The organism is Sphingopyxis sp. A083 (genome assembly GCF_001468495.1).
Classification (GTDB): domain Bacteria; phylum Pseudomonadota; class Alphaproteobacteria; order Sphingomonadales; family Sphingomonadaceae; genus Sphingopyxis; species Sphingopyxis terrae.
Window position 1 is genome coordinate 90,540 of record NZ_LNSK01000002.1, and the last position, 21,423, is coordinate 111,962.

Annotated in this window: 17 protein-coding genes and 1 tRNA gene; 8 read left to right on the forward strand and 10 right to left on the reverse strand. The window is 64.2% G+C overall.

The window, feature by feature from the left end; all coding sequences use genetic code 11:
- Window positions 1-44 precede the first annotated feature (44 nt).
- Genes ATE59_RS04590 through ATE59_RS04610 form a run of 5 tightly spaced genes read left to right on the forward strand, consistent with a single transcriptional unit; the run spans window position 45 to window position 7,546 of the window.
- The gene (locus ATE59_RS04590) at window positions 45-1,433 is read left to right on the forward strand and encodes a TIGR03013 family XrtA/PEP-CTERM system glycosyltransferase (RefSeq protein WP_058811366.1); all 1,389 of its coding nucleotides are present in this window, start codon (window positions 45-47) and stop codon (window positions 1,431-1,433) included.
- Window positions 1,434-1,435: 2 nt separating this feature from the next.
- A complete protein-coding gene (prsK, locus tag ATE59_RS04595) occupies window positions 1,436-3,589 on the forward strand; it encodes an XrtA/PEP-CTERM system histidine kinase PrsK (protein ID WP_058811846.1) in 2,154 nt (717 codons plus the stop codon).
- A complete protein-coding gene (gene prsR, locus ATE59_RS04600) occupies window positions 3,586-4,962 on the forward strand; it encodes a PEP-CTERM-box response regulator transcription factor (protein ID WP_058811367.1) in 1,377 nt (458 codons plus the stop codon). The genes prsK and prsR overlap by 4 nt, the downstream gene beginning before the upstream one ends.
- Window positions 4,963-6,807, forward strand: coding sequence for a tetratricopeptide repeat protein (locus ATE59_RS04605; protein WP_058811368.1), 1,845 nt, complete (start codon window positions 4,963-4,965; stop codon window positions 6,805-6,807).
- Window positions 6,808-6,841: 34 nt separating this feature from the next.
- Entirely contained in the window at window positions 6,842-7,546 is a 705-nt protein-coding gene (locus ATE59_RS04610; RefSeq protein ID WP_231737179.1) for a TetR/AcrR family transcriptional regulator, read from the forward strand.
- Window positions 7,547-7,548: 2 nt separating this feature from the next.
- On the opposite strand, the gene ATE59_RS04615 is transcribed toward ATE59_RS04610, so the two are convergent.
- From ATE59_RS04615 to ATE59_RS04625, 4 genes are all read right to left on the reverse strand, one after another.
- Complete coding sequence (locus ATE59_RS04615) at window positions 7,549-7,965, reverse strand: TonB-dependent receptor (RefSeq protein WP_156416710.1); 417 nt, start codon at window positions 7,963-7,965, stop codon at window positions 7,549-7,551.
- 38 nt (window positions 7,966-8,003) lie between these two features.
- On the reverse strand, window positions 8,004-9,314 hold the full coding sequence (locus ATE59_RS18175) for a TonB-dependent receptor domain-containing protein (RefSeq protein ID WP_231737180.1): 1,311 nt from the start codon (window positions 9,312-9,314) through the stop codon (window positions 8,004-8,006).
- On the reverse strand, window positions 9,254-11,014 hold the full coding sequence (locus ATE59_RS18180; RefSeq protein ID WP_231737181.1) for a TonB-dependent receptor plug domain-containing protein: 1,761 nt from the start codon (window positions 11,012-11,014) through the stop codon (window positions 9,254-9,256). Before ATE59_RS18180 ends, ATE59_RS18175 begins: the two co-directional genes overlap by 61 nt.
- 466 nt (window positions 11,015-11,480) lie before the next feature.
- Window positions 11,481-12,023 carry a helix-turn-helix transcriptional regulator gene (locus ATE59_RS04625; protein WP_058811371.1) on the reverse strand — a complete coding sequence of 181 codons (543 nt, stop codon included), beginning with the start codon at window positions 12,021-12,023 and terminating at the stop codon, window positions 11,481-11,483.
- A gap of 91 nt (window positions 12,024-12,114) precedes the next feature.
- Here ATE59_RS04625 and ATE59_RS04630 point away from each other — a divergent pair, with 91 nt between their 5' ends.
- Window positions 12,115-12,882, forward strand: coding sequence for a COG4705 family protein (locus ATE59_RS04630; protein WP_058811848.1), 768 nt, complete (start codon window positions 12,115-12,117; stop codon window positions 12,880-12,882).
- 8 nt (window positions 12,883-12,890) lie between these two features.
- On the opposite strand, the gene ATE59_RS04635 is transcribed toward ATE59_RS04630, so the two are convergent.
- The 4 genes from ATE59_RS04635 to ATE59_RS04650 all read right to left on the reverse strand — a co-directional run bounded on the left by ATE59_RS04635 (window position 12,891) and on the right by ATE59_RS04650 (window position 17,153).
- Window positions 12,891-14,999 carry a prolyl oligopeptidase family serine peptidase gene (locus tag ATE59_RS04635; RefSeq protein WP_231737182.1) on the reverse strand — a complete coding sequence of 703 codons (2,109 nt, stop codon included), beginning with the start codon at window positions 14,997-14,999 and terminating at the stop codon, window positions 12,891-12,893.
- A gap of 66 nt (window positions 15,000-15,065) precedes the next feature.
- On the reverse strand, window positions 15,066-15,488 hold the full coding sequence (locus ATE59_RS04640) for a DUF4112 domain-containing protein (RefSeq protein ID WP_058811373.1): 423 nt from the start codon (window positions 15,486-15,488) through the stop codon (window positions 15,066-15,068).
- Window positions 15,489-15,529: 41 nt separating this feature from the next.
- Window positions 15,530-17,038, reverse strand: coding sequence for an ABC transporter substrate-binding protein (locus ATE59_RS04645; RefSeq protein WP_058811374.1), 1,509 nt, complete (start codon window positions 17,036-17,038; stop codon window positions 15,530-15,532).
- A gap of 28 nt (window positions 17,039-17,066) precedes the next feature.
- Window positions 17,067-17,153 (reverse strand) — tRNA-Leu (locus ATE59_RS04650).
- Window positions 17,154-17,243: 90 nt separating this feature from the next.
- Here ATE59_RS04650 and ATE59_RS04655 point away from each other — a divergent pair.
- Both ATE59_RS04655 and ATE59_RS04660 read left to right on the forward strand, forming a co-directional pair.
- Complete coding sequence (locus ATE59_RS04655) at window positions 17,244-18,191, forward strand: ABC transporter ATP-binding protein (RefSeq protein WP_058811375.1); 948 nt, start codon at window positions 17,244-17,246, stop codon at window positions 18,189-18,191.
- Window positions 18,188-18,955 carry an ABC transporter permease gene (locus ATE59_RS04660; protein WP_058811376.1) on the forward strand — a complete coding sequence of 256 codons (768 nt, stop codon included), beginning with the start codon at window positions 18,188-18,190 and terminating at the stop codon, window positions 18,953-18,955. The genes ATE59_RS04655 and ATE59_RS04660 overlap by 4 nt, the downstream gene beginning before the upstream one ends.
- 99 nt (window positions 18,956-19,054) lie before the next feature.
- Here the strand turns inward: ATE59_RS04660 and ATE59_RS04665 are convergent, their stop codons facing one another.
- On the reverse strand, window positions 19,055-19,333 hold the full coding sequence (locus tag ATE59_RS04665) for an integration host factor subunit beta (RefSeq protein ID WP_003044209.1): 279 nt from the start codon (window positions 19,331-19,333) through the stop codon (window positions 19,055-19,057).
- A 199-nt stretch (window positions 19,334-19,532) separates the two neighbouring features.
- Complete coding sequence (gene rpsA, locus ATE59_RS04670; RefSeq protein ID WP_003044206.1) at window positions 19,533-21,245, reverse strand: 30S ribosomal protein S1; 1,713 nt, start codon at window positions 21,243-21,245, stop codon at window positions 19,533-19,535.
- Between the last annotated feature and the right edge of the window lie 178 nt (window positions 21,246-21,423).

A 21,423-nucleotide genomic window follows, 5' to 3' on the forward strand; every position in this document is an offset into this window, starting at 1 on the left:
ACGCCTCGACCTTAGGATGTCAGCCCGAAAGGGCCAGGCGCAACATGTTCCGTTTGTTCAAACATTATGTCCCGCACGCGGTCGTCTGGCTCGCATTGCTCGAATTTGTAGCGCTGTTTGCGTCTGCCAATGCGGCGTGGGCGCTTTATGCGCATATCGCCGGCTTCGATGCCGGTGACTTCGGCGATCGCTGGTTGCCGCTCACCACCTTTGCCGTCGCCAATTCGCTCGCGATGATGGCGACCGGCATGTATGGCGCCGAAGCGCTGCGATCGATGAAATTCGCGACGGCGCGCCTGCTCGCTGCGGTCTCGCTGGGCGTCATTTTCCTTTCGGTGGTCGGCTTTCTCTTGCCGACCGCGACGCTGTGGCGCGTCAACAGCTTTTACGCGATGGGATTGGCGATCGCGGCGCTGTTTCTCATCCGGCTGGCGCTGACGCAAAGTGCGGGCGCCGATGCGTTCAAGCGGCGCATCCTCGTGCTGGGCGCCGGCGCGCGTGCAGCGCGGCTGCGCGCGCTGGCCGAGGCGCCGGGAAGCGGCATCGACGTCGTCGGCTTCGTTGCGATGACCGGGAACGAGCGCACGATTGCCGAGGCGGTCCCACGCGAAGCGATCGCCAACCTGTCCGACCATGTCGTTGCGCTGCGCGCGGGAGAGGTCGTGCTCGCGATGGAGGAGCGGCGCAATGCGCTGCCGCTCGCCGATCTGCTGCGCGTCAAGACCACCGGCGTGCATGTCAACGACATCGCCAGCTTCATCGAACGCGAGACGGGCCGCGTCGATCTGGCGACGACAAACCCCAGCGTGCTGATCTTTTCCGACGGTTTTTCGGCGGGACAACGCATCTCCAAGGTCGGCAAACGGCTGTTCGATATCGTTGCCAGCCTGATCGTGCTGGTGATCGGCCTGCCGCTCGCGCTGATCGCGGCGCTTGCCGTGAAACTCGATAGCAAGGGGCCGGTCCTCTATCGCCAGCCGCGTGTCGGTTTGTTCGGCGAACCTTATAATATCTTGAAGATCCGTTCGATGCGCACCGACGCCGAAGCGGCGGGCAAGGCGGTGTGGGCGGCGGAAAACGACCCCCGAATCACGCGCGTCGGCCACATCATCCGCAAGCTGCGCATCGACGAACTGCCGCAGCTCTGGTGCGTGCTGAAAGGCGAGATGAGCTTCGTTGGCCCGCGCCCCGAACGGCCGAGCTTCGTCGACGAACTCGAACGCCAGCTGCCCTATTATGCCGAACGCCACATGGTGAAGCCCGGCCTGACCGGCTGGGCGCAGATCAACTACCCCTATGGCGCGTCGGTCGAAGATGCGCGGGTGAAGCTGGAATATGATCTTTATTATGCGAAGAATTATTCGCCCTTCCTCGATCTTCTGATCCTGCTCCAGACGGTGCGCGTCGTGCTGTGGCCGGAGGGCGCGCGCTGACGATGACGCTGCTCGCCGGCCTTACGCATTTGCTCGCCGGGCTTGGAACCTTCGGCTTTTCGGGTGCCGCGATCTGGCTGCTCGTGCGGCCGCGCGCGCGCATGGCGGCCTTGCTTACCGCGCCGCGCGCCACGATTGCGGCGGCGGCGGCGATGGCCGTGTGGTGCGGCGCCTTGTGGCTCGCGGGGCCGGACAGTGCGGCCGCGCTCGTCGTGCAACCGCTGCGCGATGCGGCGATCCTGCTATGGCTCGGCGCCAGTTTCTGGAGTGCGGCGGCGCCGATGGGGCGGCCGCTGCGGCTGGTTCAGCGACTGCTGCTGACCATCTGTTTCCTGATGTTCGGTATCGGCGCGTTGTCGATCTGGCAGGGCGGCGATGCGGCCGAATCCTGGGCGGCGCCGACGCTTGCGATTTCGGCGATGATCGTCGCGACCGGCGGCTTGATCGTCGTCGATGGCGGCGTGCGCCGCGCGAGCGCCGCGATCCGCACCCCGGTGCTGGCAATCGCCGGCGGCTTCGCGATGCTGTGGACCTATGAGCTCAATATCCAGTTCATCGGGGCGCTGACCGGTACCCGCGCGACGACGCTGATCGCGCTGCTTCCCGCGGTCGCGCTGTTGATCCTGCCGCTGTTCGTGCTCGCCGCGATGGACGTCGGGCGCGAGCGTATCCGCCTGTCGCGCAGCGTCGCGGCACGGGGGATGTTGCTGCTCGCGGCGGCCGCCTATCTGGTGCTGATCGGCGTCGTCGGGGCGGTCACGCGGCTGATTGGCGGCGATTATGGAGAGGCGGCGCAGGGGATCTTCCTGATCGCGGCGCTGGGAATCGGCGGCCTGCTGCTGCTATCGGCGCCGACGCGCGCCTGGCTGTCGGTGATGATCTCCAAGCATTTCTTCGAGCATCGCTATGACTATCGCGCCGAATGGCTGCGCTTCACCGCGACGTTGGGCCAGTTCGGTGAGCGGGCGGGCAATGGTGAGAATGGGGGCGAGGATGGGGGCGATCTCCACCGCCGCGTGGCCAAGGCGCTTGCCGAACTGACGGGCAGTCCCGGCGCGCTGCTGCTGGTGCCCGACGGGCAGGGCGGTTTTCGGGCCGCCGACCGGTGGCGCTGGGCCGACGCCGGCGAAGGTGAGGGGCAGGGCGATGCGTCGTTGTCGCCGCGATCGGCCTATATGCTTCAGGAAACGCGGCACATCGTCGATCTCGACGCTGAACGCGCGGGCAAGCGGCAGGGGGCAGAGGATCTGGCGATTCCCGACTGGCTGCTCTCCGATACGCGGGCGTGGGTGGTGGTGCCGGTGCTGCATTTTCAGCGGATGATCGCGGTAGTGGTGCTCCACCGCCCGCCAGTGTCGCGCGCGCTCGACTGGGAGGATCTCGACGTGCTGCGCATCGCGGGCCAGCAGGCGGCGAGCTATCTGGCCGAAGCGCAGGGACAGCAGGCGCTGTCGGAAGCCAAGCGCTTCGACGAATTCAACCGCCGCTTCGCCTTCATCATGCACGACATCAAGAATCTGGCGAGCCAATTGTCGCTGCTCGCGCGCAATGCCGAGCGCCATGCCGACAAGCCGGAGTTTCGTGCCGACATGATCGAGACGCTGCGCATTTCGGCCGGGCGCCTGTCCGACCTGCTCGAACGGCTGTCGCCGCGCGGGCGTGGACCCGCGGGCGAGCGCGGACGCGTCCTGATCGAGCCGGTGCTCAACGACGTCGCAGCCGAAGTGCGCGCGCGCCGCGCGCTGTTCGTCGGGTGTCAGGCGGGGCTGACGGCGTGGGGCGATGCGGCGTCGATCCGCCAGATCGTCCAGCATCTCGTCACCAATGCCATCGACGCCTCGCCGTCCGATACGCCGGTGCAACTGATCGCGGTCGCCGAACAGGGCCGGGTGCGGATCGATGTCATCGACCAGGGCAGCGGCATGACGCGCGCCTTCATTCGCGACGAACTGTTCAAACCCTTTGTTTCGACCAAGGATGGCGGCTTCGGGCTGGGGGCGTTCGAGGCGATGGGATTGGCGCAGGCGATGGGCGGACGGATCGAGGTGACGAGCGAGCCGGGCAAGGGCAGCGATTTCTCGCTGTGGCTGCCGCTCGCCGACGGGCGTGACGTGGTGAATGACGATCAGGACGACAGGAAAGCGGTAAATCAATGAGCGACACCGGCGCGCCCCGTCCGAAACTGCTGATCGTCGAGGACGATCCGGGGCTGCAGACGCAGCTCAAATGGGCCTATGAAGATTATGAGGTGCTGGTCGCGGGCGACCATGACAGCGCGATCGACCTGCTGCGCGCGGAAGAACCTTCGGTGGTCACACTCGACCTCGGCCTGCCGCCCGATCCAGACGGAACGCGCGAGGGCTTCCGCATCCTGCAGGCGATCCTGGAGCTGAAGCCCGATACCAAGGTGATCGTCGTGTCGGGGCATGGCGAGCGCGCCAGCGCCCTTGCCGCGATCGCGAACGGCGCCTGGGACTTTTATCAGAAGCCGATCGACATCGACGAACTGGGCCTGATCGTCCGCCGCGCTTTTCACGTCCGCGCGCTCGAGGTCGAAAATGCGCGGCTCGCGGAGGCGGGGACGGGCGATAATCGCGTGCTCGGCGGCATGATTACCGGCGCCCCCGAAATGCAGAAGGTCGCGCGCACGATCGAGCGCGTCGCCAACCTGGACGTGTCGGTGATGCTGCTCGGCGCCAGCGGCACCGGCAAGGAATTGCTCGCGCGCGGGCTGCACGAGGCGAGCGGGCGGCGCGACGGCGCTTTCGTCGCGATCAACTGCGCCGCCATCCCCGAAAATCTGCTCGAAAGCGAATTGTTCGGGCATGAAAAAGGCGCGTTTACCGGCGCGGTCAAAACCACCGAGGGCAAGATCGAGCTGGCGCACGGCGGCACGCTGTTCCTCGACGAAGTCGGCGACATCCCGCTCCCGCTGCAGGTGAAGCTGCTGCGCTTCCTGCAGGAACGCACGATCGAGCGCATCGGCGGTCGCAAGCCGATTGCAGTCGACACGCGGATCGTCTGTGCAACGCACCGCGACCTCGACGCGATGATCGCCCAAGGGGCCTTCCGCGATGACCTTTATTACCGGCTCGCCGAAATGGTGGTGAAGATCCCCGCGCTCGCCGAACGGCCAGGCGACGCGGTGCTGCTCGCGCGGCATTTCCTGCATAAATATGCGCCCGAAATGAACCCGGCGGTGCGCGGCTTTGCGCCCGATGCGTTGCAGGCGATCGATGCGGCGCGCTGGCCGGGCAATGTGCGCGAGCTGGAAAACCGGATCAAGCGCGCGGTCATCATGGCCGACGGCAAGCTGGTGACGAAGGACGATCTCGACATGGCGGGGCGCGGCGACGAGCCCGGGGAAAGCCACCTCAATCTGCGCAGCGCGCGCGAAGCCGCCGACCGCGTGGCGATCCGCCGCGCGATGACGCAAAGCGAGGGGAATATCTCGCTTGCCTCGAAATTGCTCGGGATCAGTCGCCCGACGCTTTACGACCTGCTCAAGCAATATCGGATTCAGGCCTGAATGGCATGGCGCGGGCCTTGGCTGGCCGTGCTGGTCGCGGCGTCGGCGCTCGCCGGCTGCGCCGCGCCGCAGCCGCCGGGTTCGCGCGCCGACCTGCAGGAACGCCGCGCCGAACTGCAACGGGCGGTCGCCGACGATCCGCAATCGTTCGAACCGCGCATCCGGCTGATCCGCATATTGTTCCGGCTTGGCGACGGAGTGGCGGCTGAGGCCGCGGTCAAGGCGACGATCGAGGCGGGCGGCAATCGCGCCGTGCTGCGCCCGCTGCTCGCGCGCGCCTATGCGATGCAGGGCGACGGCCGCCGCGCCTTCGACGAACTGGACAGCGGTCCGATCGCGCCCGAAATGATGGGGGAGGCGGCGTGGGTCGCGGGCAACGTCCATCTGGTCAATGGCGACCTTGCGTCGGCGCGCGACGCCTATGACCGCGCGGTGCGCGAATTACCGCGCGATTCGATGTTGTGGGTCGATGTCGCGCGCTTCCGCAATGCCAATGCCGATATCAAGGGCGCCCGCGATGCGGCCGACTATGCGATCGAACTTGATGGAACGAACAGCGCCGCGCTGGCGCTGAAGGCCAATCTCGTCCGCACCGAGGAGGGGCTGCGCGCATCGCTGCGCTGGTACGACGCGGCGCTCGCCGCCGATCCCGACAATGCCGGGGCGCTGATCGATCAGGCCGCGACGCTCGGCGACATCGGTCGCTATCGCGACATGCTGGTCGCGTTGCGCCACGCTGCGACGCTGATCCCCGGCGATCCGCGGATCTATTATCTGCAGGCGGTGCTCGCGGCGCGCGCCGACAATTATCAGCTCGCGCGCAGCCTGCTCCAGCGCACGCGCGGGCAGATGGACGACGAACCGGCCTTCATGCTGCTGAGCGCCATCGTCGAGTTGCAACTGGGCGGCGAGGCAGTCGGCGCGAGCTGGGCCGAGCGGCTGCTCGCCGAGCAGCCCGACAATTTCACCGCGCGGCGTGTGCTGGCTGCGGCGAACTGGGCCGATGGCGACGACGACGGCGCGATGGCGGCGCTGCAACCGATCGTCGATCGCGGCGACGCCGATAGCTGGTCGCTGCTGCTTGCTGCACGCGTCGCTGCCGAAGAAGGCCGAGGCGGCGTATCTGCGGATTATCAGGCGCGCGCCGCCAGTCTGGCGCGCGGCGAGGCGGGACCCTTTGCGGTCGATAACGACTATGGCCTGGTTGCGATGGCGGCCGATGCCGCCCCGCTCGATCCGGCAAAGGCGATCCCGGCGATCGCGGCCGACATGGCAAGCGGCCAATATGCCCGGGCCATCGCGCGCGCGACGCGGCTGCGCGACGCCAATCGCGGCGTCGCCGACGCGCATATCCTGCTCGGCGACGCGGCGCTGGCGGGCGAGCGCTATGATCTTGCCATCGCCGCCTATCGTGCCGCGCGCGATCTCGACGCGGGCGAGCGCACGACGCTGCGGCTCGCCAACGCGCTGTATCGCTCGGGCGATCCGGCGGGATCGGGCGCGGCGATCCTCGCGCTGCGCAATCGCCAGCCATCGAGCCTCGCCGCCGAACGGCTGGCGGGGCATCTGGCGATGGACTTGCGGCATTGGGATCAGGCGATCGCCCATTTCGAACGGGTGCGGCAACGGATCGGCAACCGCGACGTGGTCATCCTGCGCGAATTGGCGCGGGCCTGGGCCGCAAAGGGCGACGACGCCCGCGCGCTGCCGATGATCGCGCTCGCCTATCGCCTGCAACCGCTGAACGCCGACATCATGCGACTCTATGCCGATCTTCTCGAACGGCGCGGCAGGGATCAGGCGGCCGCCGACCTGCGCGACAAGGCCGATCAGATCGGACGGTGAGGGCGTAGCGTGTCCGCCCTTGGCACAGATGATTGTGACAGGCGAGCGCTTTGCGCTAAGGACGCCGAGGATTTCGGCCCAGGTGGGTGGGACGGCCGCAAGGAACAATGCAATGCAAAAGGAAGCGATGCCGCGCGTGAAGCGGCGCAAGCGGCTGGGCCCTGAAGTTCGCGAGGAGGGGCTGGCGGCGGCGCGGCGCTTGTTGCTTGAGGGCGGGCCCGGGGCGGTGACGCTGGCGAATATCGGTGACGACATCGGTATGTCGCATGCCAATGTCCTGCATCATTTCGGGTCGGCCGCCAGCCTTCAGTCTGCCCTGATGGGATCGATGATCAACGACCTGACGGTCGCACTTGGCCATGTGGTCGAATTGCTCAAGACCGACGCCGCGGCGCCGCGCGCGGTGACGGATCGGGTTTTCGACGCCTTCGACGAGGGCGGTGCCGGGCCGCTCGCGGCCTGGATCATCCTGTCGGGAGATGTGGCGCACCTTGAGCCCGTGCGCGAAGCGGTTTGCTCGCTCGTCGAAGCGATCGTTGGCCAATCGACGGACGAGGGCGCACAGAACCGGGTACGGGCAGCGGTGCTGATGATAGCGGTGAGTGCATTCGGCGACGCGGTGATTGGCCCTTATTTGCGAGACATGCTGGACCAGAAAGACGATGCGATGCGCGACCTGATGGCCCGTATCCTGCCCCTGTTCCTGCTTCCGGCGGGAATTCCGCCAGCCGCGTCCTGACCCTAGAATTGTTTTCGGATATTCAGGCGGATGGTTCGGCCCAATGGGTCGATTTCGTCGCGCGTCAAACCGCGGCGCCTGGTCGCGCCCAAAACCGTCACTTCTTGGTATCCGTTCAGAATATTCTGAACATCGAGAGATATTCTGAGATTGGATGCCCAATTGCGCGCGCGCGATATTCGGCGCCACCGTTCGGGCTCGACAAACAACCCAAGATTGAACTGAGCCCAGGATGGGTAGCGAAATTCCGTCGCGCCGGCGGCGGCGTCCGAGCGGACGCGCGCGGGGCCATTCCAGTTCGCGTTCAGCGACGCCCCCATTCCGCGGCGCCCAACGGCCAGATTAAGCGCAACATTATGCCGGGGCAGCCCGCTGTCGCTTAACCGGTCGAGTACCGGAAGGCCGGGCAGTATGACCATTTTACTCGCCTGACCCGCCGGAAGCTGGAAGATAGACCTCAGAATCGCTTCGCGATACTGAAGCCGAATATTCTTGGGTCCAGCGTAAATACGTTCGTGCTTAATCCCGTGTCGTCGCTGTTGGTGAAAAAGTCGGTGATGGGCGATTTGTTGAAGAAATTTTTAACGTAGAACTGAAATGTCAATTCATCATCGGGCCGCATCAGTGTTACCGCCAGGTTGACATTGTCCCATCCCTTCAAGCGGTCATAGGCGCTATTATATACGCGTGCGAAGCTTTTGGACTGACGGTAATAATCGCCTCTCAGGGTCAGTTCCCAATCACCATTGTCGATGGGAATAGTATATTGGGCACCGATATTGAATGTCAGGCGCGGAGCGTTGGGCAGCTCATTGCCTTCCAGATCGGCAAAAAATCCGCGTCCGCCGTTGGGTGCATCGGTGATCGGATTATATTCGAACCCGTAAAACTGATAGAGCGGCAAGCCGTCGGTGATGGACGGGTCGAAGGTTCCCATTTCCTTGGACCCACCGCACAACGCCTGCAGGGCATTCAGGCCCACGCCGAACTGGGTCACGGGATTGCTGAGGATATTCTCGACGATCTCTCGCGGCGCGATGCAGTTCGATGGCAGCTGGATCCACGGGCGCAGCAACACCCAGTCCGGATTGCCCTGTGTGCGGTTCATCACGTCGATTGATCGGGCACCCTTCTTGAGGCGGGTTCGCAGATATCCCAGATTGGCGTCGACCCGGAAAGCGCGCGACGGCTGCCATGCGGTTTCGAGTTCGAGGCCCCAGCTCGTCGCGTCGAAATTTTCATTGAGCGAAATGCGATCGACGATCTGCGAGATCTGGTAGTCTTCGTAATCATAATAGAATGCCGTCGCGTTCAGCGTGACCCGCCCCCCGTCGAAGCTGTTCTTCGTCCCGATTTCAAAGGCGGTCACATATTCGGGCTTGAAGGTCGCCGGCAGTGGCTGGAACTGGACGATACGCGGGTTCAGATTTGGGCGCGGCGGGTTGGTGCCGCCGCCTTTGTAACCGCGCGAGGCAGACGCATAGATCAGAGTCTGGTCGGCAAAGCCCAGATCGGGCTTCCAGTCGATCACGATGCGGCCCGTCGGTTCCGACCATTTCTGGACGACATCGGGATCGGTCGGATATCCGAAGCTTACATTGCCGCCGCTCGTCCCGATGGTCCCGCCGCCGCCGCCAAGCAGCAACTGGCTTTGCACCGGCGTGGTGGTTTTCTTGTCCTTGGTCCAGCGCAGGCCTGCGGTGATCTTCAGATTTTCGGTGACGTTCCAATAAGCCTCACCAAAAATCGCCCAGGATTTCGTCCGCACCAGATTGCGGCTGAGAAAATAATTATGGCCCTTTCATCGAGGGAATCGATTGGATTGGGGTCGACGTAAACGCAATCGCTTCCCGTCGTTCCGATCGGGCAGGGGTCGTAATTGGTCGTGCCATAGGGGGGCGAACGATTGTACAGATTATATGCGATGTAGGTGAAGGCGTTGTTGAAAACGAAATAGTCGTCCTGCGTTTTGAAATCGAGATAATTGACGCCAAGGTTGAAATTGAACGGTCCGTCGAAGGAGGATTGCAGACGAAACTCCTGCGACCATTGGCGATTGCGCGACCGGCTGAGATCGACCGCCAGCAGCCGGTTGGAACAGCCCAGCTGCGGGTCGCAGAAAATGCCACCCGGCGCGGCATGAGCCTGGCTTATCGGAACCCCTGTTTGCGGGTCGAGCAGCCCGGTCGTATCGCTGAACAACGGTCCGGATACGAAGCGATTATAGTCCTGCGACGAATAGTAGCGATCGCGGGCATAGGCGGTCTGCGACACGAAGGTCAGGGCATCGGTGACGTCGAATTCCACATTACCCTGGAAGATATCGTTCTTGGCGCGAAAAACCGGATCATAGCCGGTCGCGATTTCCCTGAGGTTGCGCGACTGGGTTGCATCGACAAAAGGATCGGTCGGAAGGAAGGCATAGACCTGCTGAAAGGAATTGCCCGGCGGAAGGCCCATCGGAATGACCACCTGACCGGCGACGACAAAGGCAAGGCCCGATCCGTTCGGCGTGCCATAGGCGGCATCGTCATAAAGCGACGCGGATTGGCAACCCTGGCTGAAGCGCCCCCGAAGATTCTCTTCAAGCGGCGTGACGACGCCCGGCTGCGTCCCATCGGGAATCCGGATGCCATTGATCTCTGCCGGGCCGGGATCGCGCGTGCACAATTGTTTGCCGGTGCGCGACCGATCGTCATCTTCATCGAAATGCTGCCAGATCGCATTTATTTTCAGGCGATCGCTGGGTTTCCACTGCATCGACAGGCGGGTCGACCAGAGCTGGCGGCCGTTGACGCGTCGCTGGGTAAATGTGTTGTAGTCGAACCCGTCGCGGCTTGTCAGTGCGCCGGCAGCGCGGATCGCGAGCGTGTCGGTGATGGGGACGTTGATCATCCCGCTGGCCCGCATGGTCTTGTAGTTGCCGACCTCGACCTTGGTATCGAGCCCGAACATGTCATCGGGCAACGCGGGAATCAGGTTCACCACCCCCGCCGTGGCGTTGCGGCCATAAAGCGTTCCCTGCGGGCCGCGTAGCACCTCGACCCGCTGCATGTCGAAGAGTTCGGATTCGAACAAGCGGTTGCGGATCAGCGGCGTGTTGTTGAAACTCACCGCGACCGCGGGATCGCTGGACGCCGAAATCGCCTTGGTCCCGATCCCGCGGATCGAGAAGTTGTACATGCTGAAATTGCTCTTGGAGAAATTCACGTTCGGGACCGCGCGCAGCAACTCCGAGCCGCTTTCGATCTTGTAATTGTCGAGCGCCTCGGCGGAGAAGGCCGATATCGCGATCGGCACATCCTGAATGGCTTCTTCGCGCTTCTGCGCCGTCACGATGATCAGATTGCCGTCCGTTGCTTCCTCGGCCTGTGGCCCCTGCTGAGCGGCCGCGGGAGTCGCGATGGCGATTCCCAACGCGAGAAGGCTGACCGTGCGCGAAATGCGAGCGGGCCGGATGTGTAGCATATTCTCTCCCCTGATTTTGTGCCGGTAGCCGGCTGGAGCTTTCTCCTGCCAAGAAGCTGAGCCATGTTGATATTGATGTCAATATACATTAAAACCAATGTATATATGAATAAAGGCTTGGCGTCTTTTTAGTGACTTAGCGCGCCTCTATGCCATGCTCCGCCCGCTCTCGGTCGCGCCCGCGCGCCCGAACGGAAGGCCGCCCCCCTGCGTGATACGCCCTGCGATCTTTGCCATCGCATCATGGGCGGGGCGCAAGAGGATCGCTATCGTCGTTGCAGCCGATATGAACGGTATCGGCTACGCCCTTTCGCGTCTCCCGGTCCACGCTCGCGGCGGCCGTCGCGCAGATCACAGGGCTGGGTTCCGCCGACGATGCGGCAGGATCGAGTCCCGTTCCATCCATTACGTGCGGGTATCGGCGATCGCGTGGCGTCCCAGCGGCGACCCAATCGATCGACGCCCCTCACTCGCCGCGTTGCGGCCCCGCGGCGGGATCGGTGTCGAGCAGGTCTTCCAGAAACAGCGACATCAGCATGGCCTGGCTGCCGACGCCCGCCTTGGCATAGACCTGACTGAGTTGCGCGCGCACGGTGCCCGGCGCAGCGCCGCGAAGCCGGGAGATTTCGGCTACGTCGCAGCCCTTGAGCGCGAAGAGCGCGACGTCGCTTTCTCCGCGCGTCAGCGACCAGGTATCGAAGCGATGGGCAATATGGTCGGCGAGCGCGCCGCGCGCGCGGGCGAGCGCATCGTCGGCGCGCGCGAGGTCGCCTGCGATCCGGCGCAGATGGCGCGCGCCGAGCACGACGCCGGCGAGCAGGGCGAGGGCGACGAGGCATTCCATCATCACCTCGACGCTGAAGCCGCGTCCGGCCTGTTCGATCAGATCGTCGATGCCGTCGACGACGAAATAGCTCGCAGCGACGGCCTGAAGCGCCACCACGGCGATCGGGCCGATCAGACGGGGCGAAAAGCGGCTTCTACCGGGCGCAGACTGGATAGATGGCATGGCACTTCCGCTTATCGGGACGGGAATAAGCGCCTGCTTATAGGGCGAAACGCTCCGCCGCGCTAATCGTGCGCCACAAAAGGAGATGCAAATGACCGATAGGGAAAAGCAGGTGCTGACCAAGGTGCCGGCGGTGACGCTGGGTTTCTGGATCATCAAGATATTGGCGACCACCTTTGGCGAGACCGCGGGTGACACGGTGAGCATGTCGATGAATCTGGGCTATCTGGTCGGCACCGCGATTTTTGCGGCGGTGCTGGCGATGCTGATCGTCTGGCAGATTCGCGCGCGCGCCTTTCATCCCTTCCTCTATTGGGCGACGATCATCGCCTCGACGACGGCGGGCACGACAATGGCCGACTTTGCCACGCGCTCGCTCGGTATCGGCTATCCCGGCGGTTCGCTGCTCTTGCTCGGCGCGGTGCTGGCATCGCTCGCGGTCTGGCACCGGATGCTCGGCAGCATCTCGATCCAGTCGGTGCACGAGCCGCGGGCCGAGCTCTATTACTGGCTGACGATTACCTTTTCGCAGACGCTGGGCACCGCGCTCGGCGACTGGATTGCCGACGGCCCGCTCGGCTACCTGGGGTCGGCGATCATCTTCGGTGCGCTGCTCGCGCTGCTCGCCATCGCTTATTATCGCACCGCGATCAGCCATGTCGCGCTGTTCTGGGCCGCCTTCATCCTGACCCGTCCGCTCGGCGCCGTGGTCGGTGATTTTCTGGACAAGCCGGTCGACCATGGCGGGCTGGCGCTGAGCCGCGCCGGTGCCTCGGCGGTGCTTGCCATCGCGATCGTCACGCTGATCCTCGCGCTGCCGCAGCGCGCTGCCGCGGCGCACAGCGATGGTACGAACTGAGCGACCGGCTATTTCCGCTCAACCAGTTCGCGCAGCAGGAAGGCGTGGAGCATGGCCGCGCGCACGGCGTCCTCGGCATGGTCGGCGCCGACCGAGTGGCCGCCCTCCAGATATTCGTGATAATAGACGCGGTTGCCGTAATCCTGCAGCTTTGCGGCCAATTTGCGGGCGTGGCCGGGATGGACGCGATCGTCCTTCGTCGAGAGGTACAGAAAGATCGGCGGATATTTCACGCCTTTGCGGACATTTTGATAGGGCGAATATTTCGACAGGAAGGCCCAGTCGGCGGGATCGTCGGGATTGCCATATTCGGCAACCCACGAAGCGCCCGCGAGCAGCTTGTTATAGCGCTTCATATCCTCGAGCGGCGAGCCCGCAATGACCGCGCCATAAAGATCGGGGCGCTGCGTCATCGCGGCGCCGACCAGCACCCCGCCGTTCGAGCGGCCCGAAATGGCAATCCTGCCCTTGCTGCTGATACCGGTCTTGACCAGATCTTCCGCGACGGCGTGGAGGTCGTCGAAGCTGTTCTGGCGCTTTTCGCGCAGCGCCGCCTGATGCCAGGCGGGGCCATATTCGCCGCCGCCGCGAATATTGGCGAGGACGTAAGCGTTGCCGTCCTCGACCCAGAACAGGCCGAGCGGGCCGGCGCGATAGGGTTGGCCAGTCAGATAGCCCGGCGTCTGCGCGGCGCGGAAGCCGCCATAAGCGTGGATCAAGGCGGGGACGGGGCCTTTGGCGCCGGCTTTGCGGACGAGGAAATAGGGGATTTTGGTGCCATCCTTCGATGTCGCGAAGCGCTTTTCCACGGTCATGCCCTTGGCTTCGAAGGTCGCGGGGAGGCTTTGCACGACGCGCGGTGCGGCGCCGTCGGTGACGGCATAGAGCGTCGGCGGGTCGAGCATCGTTTCGGCGGTTGCGAAGATCGTGTCGCGCTTGGCGATCGCGCCCGCGAGATGGACCGTTGCATTGGCCGCCAGCGGCACCTCGCGCTGCGTCCAGGTGCCGCTCGCGGGATCGCGGCGCAGTGCGAACAGCTTGCCTTCGACATCGTCGAGCGCCTTAACCCAGAGAATATTGTCGGTCGCGCTGACCTCCTCGATCGCCTGCGCCTTGGTCGGCGCCATCACGGCCTCCATTTTCGAGGGGCGTCCGGTCGCTGCGTCGGCGAGCGACAGCGCGACGAGCGAGCCTTCGCCGAAGCCGTCGGCGGGCTTGTTGAGGAAGATGATCGCCTGACCGCCGATGACATCGCGCAGGTCGGCGGTGTCGGGGATCGGCGCCGGGACGAAGCCGGAGCCGTTGGCGGCGCGGATACTATAGTCGCTGGTATAGAAGCTCTTGTTGCGGGCAATGAGAACCCAGCGCGTCTTGCCGTCGTCGATCGCGATCGGGTTGATCCCGACGTCGCTCGCTTCGCCTTCGGCGACGACCGCTGCGCTGGCGAGCGGCGTGCCGCGCCTCCAGCGTTTGACGATGCGCGGATAGCCCGACGCGGTCATGCTACCTTCGCCATAGTCGGTGGCGACGAGCAGCGTGTCGGCGTCTTCCCATGCCACCGCGCTCTTCGCCTGCGGCAACGCAAAGCCGTCGGCCACGAAGCGACCGGTGGTGCGGTCCCATTCGCGCACCACGTCCGAATCGGTGCCGCCGGGGCTGAGCGAGACGAGGCAGCGTGCATAGGTCGGGGCAAGGCAGTCGGCGCCGTGCCAGACCCAGCTTTGCCCCTCCGCCTTGCCGAGCGCGTCGACGTCGATCAGCGTCGTCCATTCGGGCGTTCCGGCGAGATAGGCACTCAGCGGACTTTGCCGCCAGATGCCGCGCGGATGGTCCGCATCGCGCCAGAAGTTGGTGATGGTATCGCCCATTACCTGACCGGGGTCGGCAATCTGGCGGTCGTCGTCGAGGATCGCTTTCGCGCGCGCCCGATCCTGTTCGAAACCGGGGCGGTTCAAGATCAGCTTGTCGGTCGCGGCATTTTCCGCCTTCACCCACGCCAGCGCCTTCGCCCCCTCGATATCCTCCAGCCACAGCCAGGGGTCGGTATCGGTCGCGGCAAAGGCCGCCGCGGACAGCGAACAGGCAAGGGCGAGCGCGGCAAGGCGGGCGCGGGTCATCTCGGTCTCCATGAGCAGGGTCTGAAGCTGCTGTGCTAGCACTATCGGACACCCGATGGGAACCGCCTACTGGTCGATGACGATCGTTCCGGGGTGATGCTTGTCGAGATGCTTCCGGATGATGCGCAGGTTGCGCGTGTTCGACCGGAACAGAAAGTCGAAGGCGTCGCCGACAAGCGGGATGGCCCCAAGCGCGGTATCGACGCCGAGATTGCCCATCATCCGCCACAGCTTCCATTTGGGCATGCCCAGATTGCGCGCTTCCCAGATGATATAGGCCCCCATGACGGCGGTCACGACATCACCGACGACGGGCACCAGCCCGACGATCGCGTCGAGCCCGACCGGCCGATTGATGCCGGGAATGGTGAAGCTGCGTTCGAGGAGAAACTCCAGCGTTTCGATGCGCTTGCGCAGCGCCGCGGGATTGTTGCGATCGGCAACCAGGGCTTCGAAAATCGCGTCCGTATTGGGCGTCGAGGGGGGCATCGGCGTCCTTTCCAACCGCGCACGACGATGTGCGCCTATTATTAGTTGGGTTTGGCGAGCAGGCGATTCAATGGGTGGGCCGCTCGCGCATTGGGTTTGAACCCTGTAAGCCGCTGCGACGCGACCGACCAGCGCAGCGGCGTGGCGATCGGAATGAAGGGGGTGTAGCGCCCCAGCATCGTTTCGATCTCGCCGATCTGGCGCGCGCGCTGGCCACTGTCGATATTGAGCACGGCCTGATCGATCTTCGCCTGTGCCTCGCGGTTGCACAGCGTGTCGCGCTGGCATGACAGCCGGCGGAGCGCCCAGAGCGCATCGTCGTTCGGCGCCACCTCGTCGATCAGGCGCAGGTCCGATGCCGCATCCATCGCGACGCGGCGGCTTTCGATACCGATACGGGCAAAGTCGGCGGCGACATAGGCAAAGAGAATGCGGCCGCCTGGTGTCTGGGGGACCGCGATACGGAGCGGCGAAATCTTTCGCCCGGCGGCGCGCCAGCTATCGACCACCCGCTTCGACTGGGCGAAGCGCGAATCATTGTCGAAGTCGGTCCAGGCGGGCTGCAAGGGTTCGGGGCCGCCATCGCGGCGGTAGACTGCCGGCCGAAGTGCGCGCTGCGGCTGCCATTCGGCGAGGCCGAAGGCGTCGATCAGGCGCTGTCGCCGCACGACGCGCGACAGGGCGTCGCGGTTGATGTCGGAGGCGAGGAACCCTTCGGCGCTGGTGAAGGAGAGTCCGAAGAGCCCCGGCACCGGATCGACGATCAGGCGTGAACGGCCGATGCTGGAGACGAGGAAATAGGGGAGGGTCGAGAAGCGGCCGCCGATCACGCCGTCTGCATAGCCATTATTGTAGCGTGCAAGCGCTCCGGCGGGCGTCGTACCGACAAGTTCGACCGATGCGGCGGGATCGTTCGCGGCGGCTTCGGCGGCCTCGGGATCGTCGGCGAGCGGGTCGGGCGCGGGCGTCAGCAGCAGCGCGCGTCCGGCCTTGCGCGATCGCATCGGGCCCCAGCCCATCCCCTTGTAGACGATCGTCATCGAAGGCTGCGCGAGCAGTTCGAGCATATTGGGCTGCGGCACCGCGAGCCGGATTTCGATGACCTGATCGGTCATCGCACGGATCGTCTCGACCTCCGGGAAATCGTCCTTCAGCAGGTTACGGCTGTTCGTGCCAAGATAGCCGCGCAGGACCGAAACCACGTCGTCGGCCGTGACTTCGCGACCGTTCGACCATTTTGCCTCGCGCAGCCGGAAAATATAGCTGCGCCCGTCGCCCGTCACCGTCCAGCGTTCGGCAAGACCGGTGTCGATCTGGCCGTCGGCGTCATAGCCGACAAGCCCCTGCGCCGTCATTTCGAGCAGCGCCGCATTGGGGGCGGACAGTTCGCCGTTGAGCGGGCTCGCTGCGGCGTTGAGCGGCCCCATCGCGGCGATCCGCACCGGACCCCCGCCACCGCCGAACAGGCCGCATCCGGCGAGCGCGGCGACCAGCAGCACGGTGCCCGCGAACCGCGCGCCGCGGCGCGAACGGAGGCTGCGGCGCGTCATATTCCTGTGCTTCCCCTGTGCCAGCGGTTGGTGCGGACGGCGGGACTCGAACCCGCACACCCGTTCGGATAGCAGATTTTAAGTCTGCTGCGTCTACCGATTCCGCCACGTCCGCGCACCGCGGCCTGTCATGCCGATGGGTGAGGGGAGGTCAAGTCATCTTTGCCGCTTTGTCCCGGCGCGCTCCTCGGCTAGACCGGCGCGCATGACAGCGGTTCTGGAAATTTCCGGTCTGGGAAAGACTTACAAGAGCGGGCATCGCGCTTTGGCGGGTGTCGACCTCAGCATCGAGAAGGGCGAGATATTTGCGTTGCTCGGCCCCAATGGGGCAGGCAAGACGACGCTGATCAGCATCGTCTGCGGTATCGTGACGCCGAGCGAAGGCACGGTGACGGTCGGCGGTCACGATCATGCCCGCGACTATCGCGCGGCGCGATCGATGATCGGGCTGGTGCCGCAGGAACTGCATACGGATTCGTTCGAAACGGTGATGGCCACCGTCACTTTTTCGCGCGGGCTGTTCGGCAAACCGCGCGATCCGGCGTTCATCGAGCAATTGCTGAAGGATCTGTCGCTGTGGGACAAGCGCGGCAGCAAGATCATGGAATTGTCGGGTGGAATGAAACGCCGCGTGATGATCGCCAAGGCGCTGAGCCACGAACCCGAAATCCTCTTCCTCGACGAACCGACCGCGGGGGTCGACGTCGAGCTGCGCCGCGACATGTGGAATATGGTGAGGGGCCTGCGCGAACGCGGGGTGACGATCATTCTGACCACCCATTATATCGAAGAGGCCGAAGAAATGGCCGACCGCGTCGGCGTCATCACGCGCGGCAAGCTGATCCTCGTCGAAGAGAAGAACGCGCTGATCAAGAAGCTGGGGCGCAAGACGCTGACGCTCAATCTTGCCGAACCGCTCGATGCCATTCCGGCCGAACTCGGCGACTGGACGCTCGAACTGGCGGGGGAGGGGCATGAGCTTGTCTATGAATTCGACAGCCAGGCGGAGGCGACCGGCGTGCCTTCGCTGCTGCGGCGGATGACCGATATCGGCATCGCCTTCAAGGATCTGCACACGCGGCAAAGCTCGCTCGAGGATATTTTCGTCGGGCTGGTACACGAACCCCGGGACGGCGAAGGAGCGGCGGCATGATCGGCAACGTCCGCGGTATCCGCGCGATCTACATGTTCGAGATGGCGCGCTTCGGGCGCACGGTGTGGACCAGCCTGATGCTGCCCGTTATCACCACCACGCTCTATTTCGTCGTCTTCGGATCGGCGATCGGCAGCCGGATGAGCGACGTCAGCTCGGTGCCCTATGGTGCGTTCATCGTGCCGGGGCTGATGATGCTGACGATGTTCACCGAAAGCATCAGCAACGCGAGCTTCGGCATCTACATGCCCAAATGGACGGGGACGATCTATGAGATGCTGTCCTCACCGATGTCGCCGCTTGAATTGCTGATCGCCTATGTCGGCGCGGCGGCGACCAAATCGGTGATCATAGGCGCGATCATTTTCGCGACCGCACATCTTTTTGTCGACATTCAGGTCGCGCATCCGGTGCTGATGGTCGGCTTCATGGTGCTGATGGCGGTGACCTTCTGCCTCTTCGGCTTCATCATCGGCATCTGGGCGCAGAGCTTTGAACAGCTGCAGGTGATCCCGCTGCTCGTCGTCTATCCGCTGACCTTCCTGGGCGGCGCCTTCTATTCGCTCGACATGCTGCCCGCCGCGTGGCGCGCGGTGACGCTGTTCAATCCCGTCGTCTATCTGATCAGCGGCTTTCGCTGGACCTTTTTCGGACAGGGCGACGTGGCGATCGAGGTCAGCATGGGCGCGGTGGCGCTGTTTCTGGCGCTGTGCCTCGGCCTGATCTTCTGGATGTTCCGCACGGGCTACCGGCTCAAGAACTGAGGCTGAAATTTGTCATTGCGAGCGTAGCGAAGCAATCCAGAGCGGTTTACGCCGGCTCTGGATTGCTTCGCTACGCTCGCAATGACGAGGTGTGAACCTTCAGCCGTTCAGCCGCTCGCGCATTTCCTTGCCCGGCTTGAAATAGGGCACGCTCTTGGCGCTTACCGCGACCGGCGCGCCGGTGCGCGGATTGCGCCCGGTGCGCGACTCGCGTTCGCGGGTCGAGAAGGCGCCGAAGCCGCGCAGCTCGACGCGGCCCCCCGCCGCAAGCTGCTCGACGATGGCGTCGAAGAATTCATCGATGATGCGTTCCACCTCTTCGAGGCGCAAATCGCTGTTTTCACTCGCGATCATTTGAACCAGTTCCGACCGGATCATCAGCTTCCCCTAGTTATCACGCGCGCCCCACGGGCGCAGGCCATCCGGTCTTTGCCGGTTCCACAGCGTGAGGACCCCTCCCAACGCGGCATGGAACCTATCATGATTCAGGGTTCTTTCAAAACATATCGCTGAAAGAAAAAGGCCCGCAGAGGGACACTCTGCGGGCCTTTTGTTTCACCGCAAAAGCGGGGAAGGATTAATCCTTCTTGCCGGCCTTCAGCGCTTCGCCGAGGATGTCGCCGAGCGACGCACCCGAATCCGACGAACCATATTGTGCGACGGCTTCCTTTTCTTCGGCGATCTGCATCGCCTTGACCGAGAAGCTGGGCTTCTTCGAACGATCGAAGCCGGTGACCATCGCGTCGAACTTCTGACCGACCTGATAGCGCTCGGGGCGCTGTTCGTCGCGGTCGCGGCCAAGGTCGGCGCGCTTGATGAAGCCGGTGGCGCCATCTTCGCCGGCCTGAACTTCGAGGCCGTTGTCGCGGACTTCGAGGACCGAGACGGTGACGACATCGTTCTTCTTCAGCGAGCCCGAAGCGGCGACGCCGCCGCCGACGGCCGGAGCACCCTTTTCAAGCTGCTTGATGCCGAGGCTGATGCGTTCCTTCTCGACGTCGACGTCGAGAACGACGACCTGCACATTCTCGCCCTTGCGGTGGAGGTGGAGCGCTTCTTCGCCCGAGATGCCCCACGCGATGTCCGACATGTGAACCATGCCGTCGACGTCGCCCGGAAGGCCGACGAACAGACCGAATTCGGTCGCGTTCTTGACTTCGCCTTCGACGACCGAGCCAACCGGATGCGCTTCGGCGAAGGCACCCCAGGGGTTCGACTGGGCCTGCTTGAGGCCGAGCGAGATGCGGCGCTTGTCGCTGTCGACTTCGAGGACGATGACGTCGACTTCCTGGCTCGTCGAAACGATCTTGCCGGGGTGGACGTTCTTCTTGACCCACGACATTTCGCTGACGTGGACCAGGCCTTCGATGCCGGGTTCGAGTTCGACGAACGCGCCATAGTCGGTGATGTTCGTGACCGTACCAGTGAGCTTCGCACCGACCGGATACTTGGCGGCGACGCCTTCCCACGGATCGCTTTCGAGCTGCTTCATGCCGAGGCTGATGCGCTGCGTGTCGCGATTGATGCGGATGATCTGCACCTTAACCGTGTCACCGATGTTGATGACTTCGCTCGGGTGGTTGACGCGCTTGTAGCTCATGTCGGTGACATGGAGCAGGCCGTCGATGCCGCCGAGGTCGACGAACGCACCATAATCGGTGATGTTCTTGACCGCGCCTTCGATGATCTGGCCTTCTTCCAGGTTCTGGATCAGGCCCGAACGCTGTTCGGCGCGCGTTTCTTCAAGGATGGCGCGGCGCGACACGACGATATTGCCGCGGCGGCGATCCATCTTGAGGATCTGGAACGGCTGCGGCAGATCCATGAGCGGGCCGACGTCGCGCACGGGGCGGATGTCGACCTGGCTGCCGGGAAGGAACGCCACGGCGCCGCCAAGGTCGACGGTGAAGCCGCCCTTGACGCGGCCGAAGATAACGCCTTCGACGCGGGCTTCCTTGTTGAATTCTTCTTCCAGGCGGTCCCAGGCGGCTTCGCGGCGAGCGCGGTCGCGCGACAGCATGGTTTCGCCATTGGCGTTTTCGACGCGGTCGACATAGACTTCGACTTCGTCGCCGACGTTGAGGTCGGCCTTCTGGCCGGGCATCGCGAATTCGCGAAGCGGCACGCGGCCTTCGCTCTTCAGACCGATGTCGATCACTGCCAAGTCATTTTCGATCGCGGTCACGGTGCCCTTGACGACGCGGCCTTCAAAGCCGCCATCAGCACCACCCAGCGATTCGTCGAGCATCGCGGCGAAATCGTCGCGCGACGGAAAAGCCGTAGAGGCCATATGGGTTCTTCCTTACTTCATTTGTTCCGGCCAAGCGGTTGGTTCCGCTGGTCTTGTGGCCGATCCGTCCTGCCCGCCGGATGCAAAGCAGAACATCCTCGGGACCGGTTGGCGGCAGAAGCACGGGCAAAGCAAAAAGGGCGCGACGGGAATAACCCATCACGCCCGACGCTCGATA

What these genes read in the sequence shown, in the direction of transcription:
- ATE59_RS04590 (WP_058811366.1), top strand. Translation starts at nt 45, where the DNA reads ATGTTCCGTTTGTTCAAACATTATGTCCCGCACGCGGTCGTCTGGCTC.
- prsK (WP_058811846.1), top strand. Translation starts at nt 1,436, where the DNA reads ATGACGCTGCTCGCCGGCCTTACGCATTTGCTCGCCGGGCTTGGAACC.
- prsR (WP_058811367.1), top strand. Translation starts at nt 3,586, where the DNA reads ATGAGCGACACCGGCGCGCCCCGTCCGAAACTGCTGATCGTCGAGGAC.
- ATE59_RS04605 (WP_058811368.1), top strand. Translation starts at nt 4,963, where the DNA reads ATGGCATGGCGCGGGCCTTGGCTGGCCGTGCTGGTCGCGGCGTCGGCG.
- ATE59_RS04615 (WP_156416710.1), bottom strand. Translation starts at nt 7,965, where the DNA reads ATGGTCATACTGCCCGGCCTTCCGGTACTCGACCGGTTAAGCGACAGC.
- ATE59_RS18180 (WP_231737181.1), bottom strand. Translation starts at nt 11,014, where the DNA reads ATGCTACACATCCGGCCCGCTCGCATTTCGCGCACGGTCAGCCTTCTC.
- ATE59_RS04625 (WP_058811371.1), bottom strand. Translation starts at nt 12,023, where the DNA reads ATGCCATCTATCCAGTCTGCGCCCGGTAGAAGCCGCTTTTCGCCCCGT.
- ATE59_RS04630 (WP_058811848.1), top strand. Translation starts at nt 12,115, where the DNA reads ATGACCGATAGGGAAAAGCAGGTGCTGACCAAGGTGCCGGCGGTGACG.
- ATE59_RS04635 (WP_231737182.1), bottom strand. Translation starts at nt 14,999, where the DNA reads ATGACCCGCGCCCGCCTTGCCGCGCTCGCCCTTGCCTGTTCGCTGTCC.
- ATE59_RS04640 (WP_058811373.1), bottom strand. Translation starts at nt 15,488, where the DNA reads ATGCCCCCCTCGACGCCCAATACGGACGCGATTTTCGAAGCCCTGGTT.
- ATE59_RS04645 (WP_058811374.1), bottom strand. Translation starts at nt 17,038, where the DNA reads ATGACGCGCCGCAGCCTCCGTTCGCGCCGCGGCGCGCGGTTCGCGGGC.
- ATE59_RS04655 (WP_058811375.1), top strand. Translation starts at nt 17,244, where the DNA reads ATGACAGCGGTTCTGGAAATTTCCGGTCTGGGAAAGACTTACAAGAGC.
- ATE59_RS04660 (WP_058811376.1), top strand. Translation starts at nt 18,188, where the DNA reads ATGATCGGCAACGTCCGCGGTATCCGCGCGATCTACATGTTCGAGATG.
- ATE59_RS04665 (WP_003044209.1), bottom strand. Translation starts at nt 19,333, where the DNA reads ATGATCCGGTCGGAACTGGTTCAAATGATCGCGAGTGAAAACAGCGAT.
- rpsA (WP_003044206.1), bottom strand. Translation starts at nt 21,245, where the DNA reads ATGGCCTCTACGGCTTTTCCGTCGCGCGACGATTTCGCCGCGATGCTC.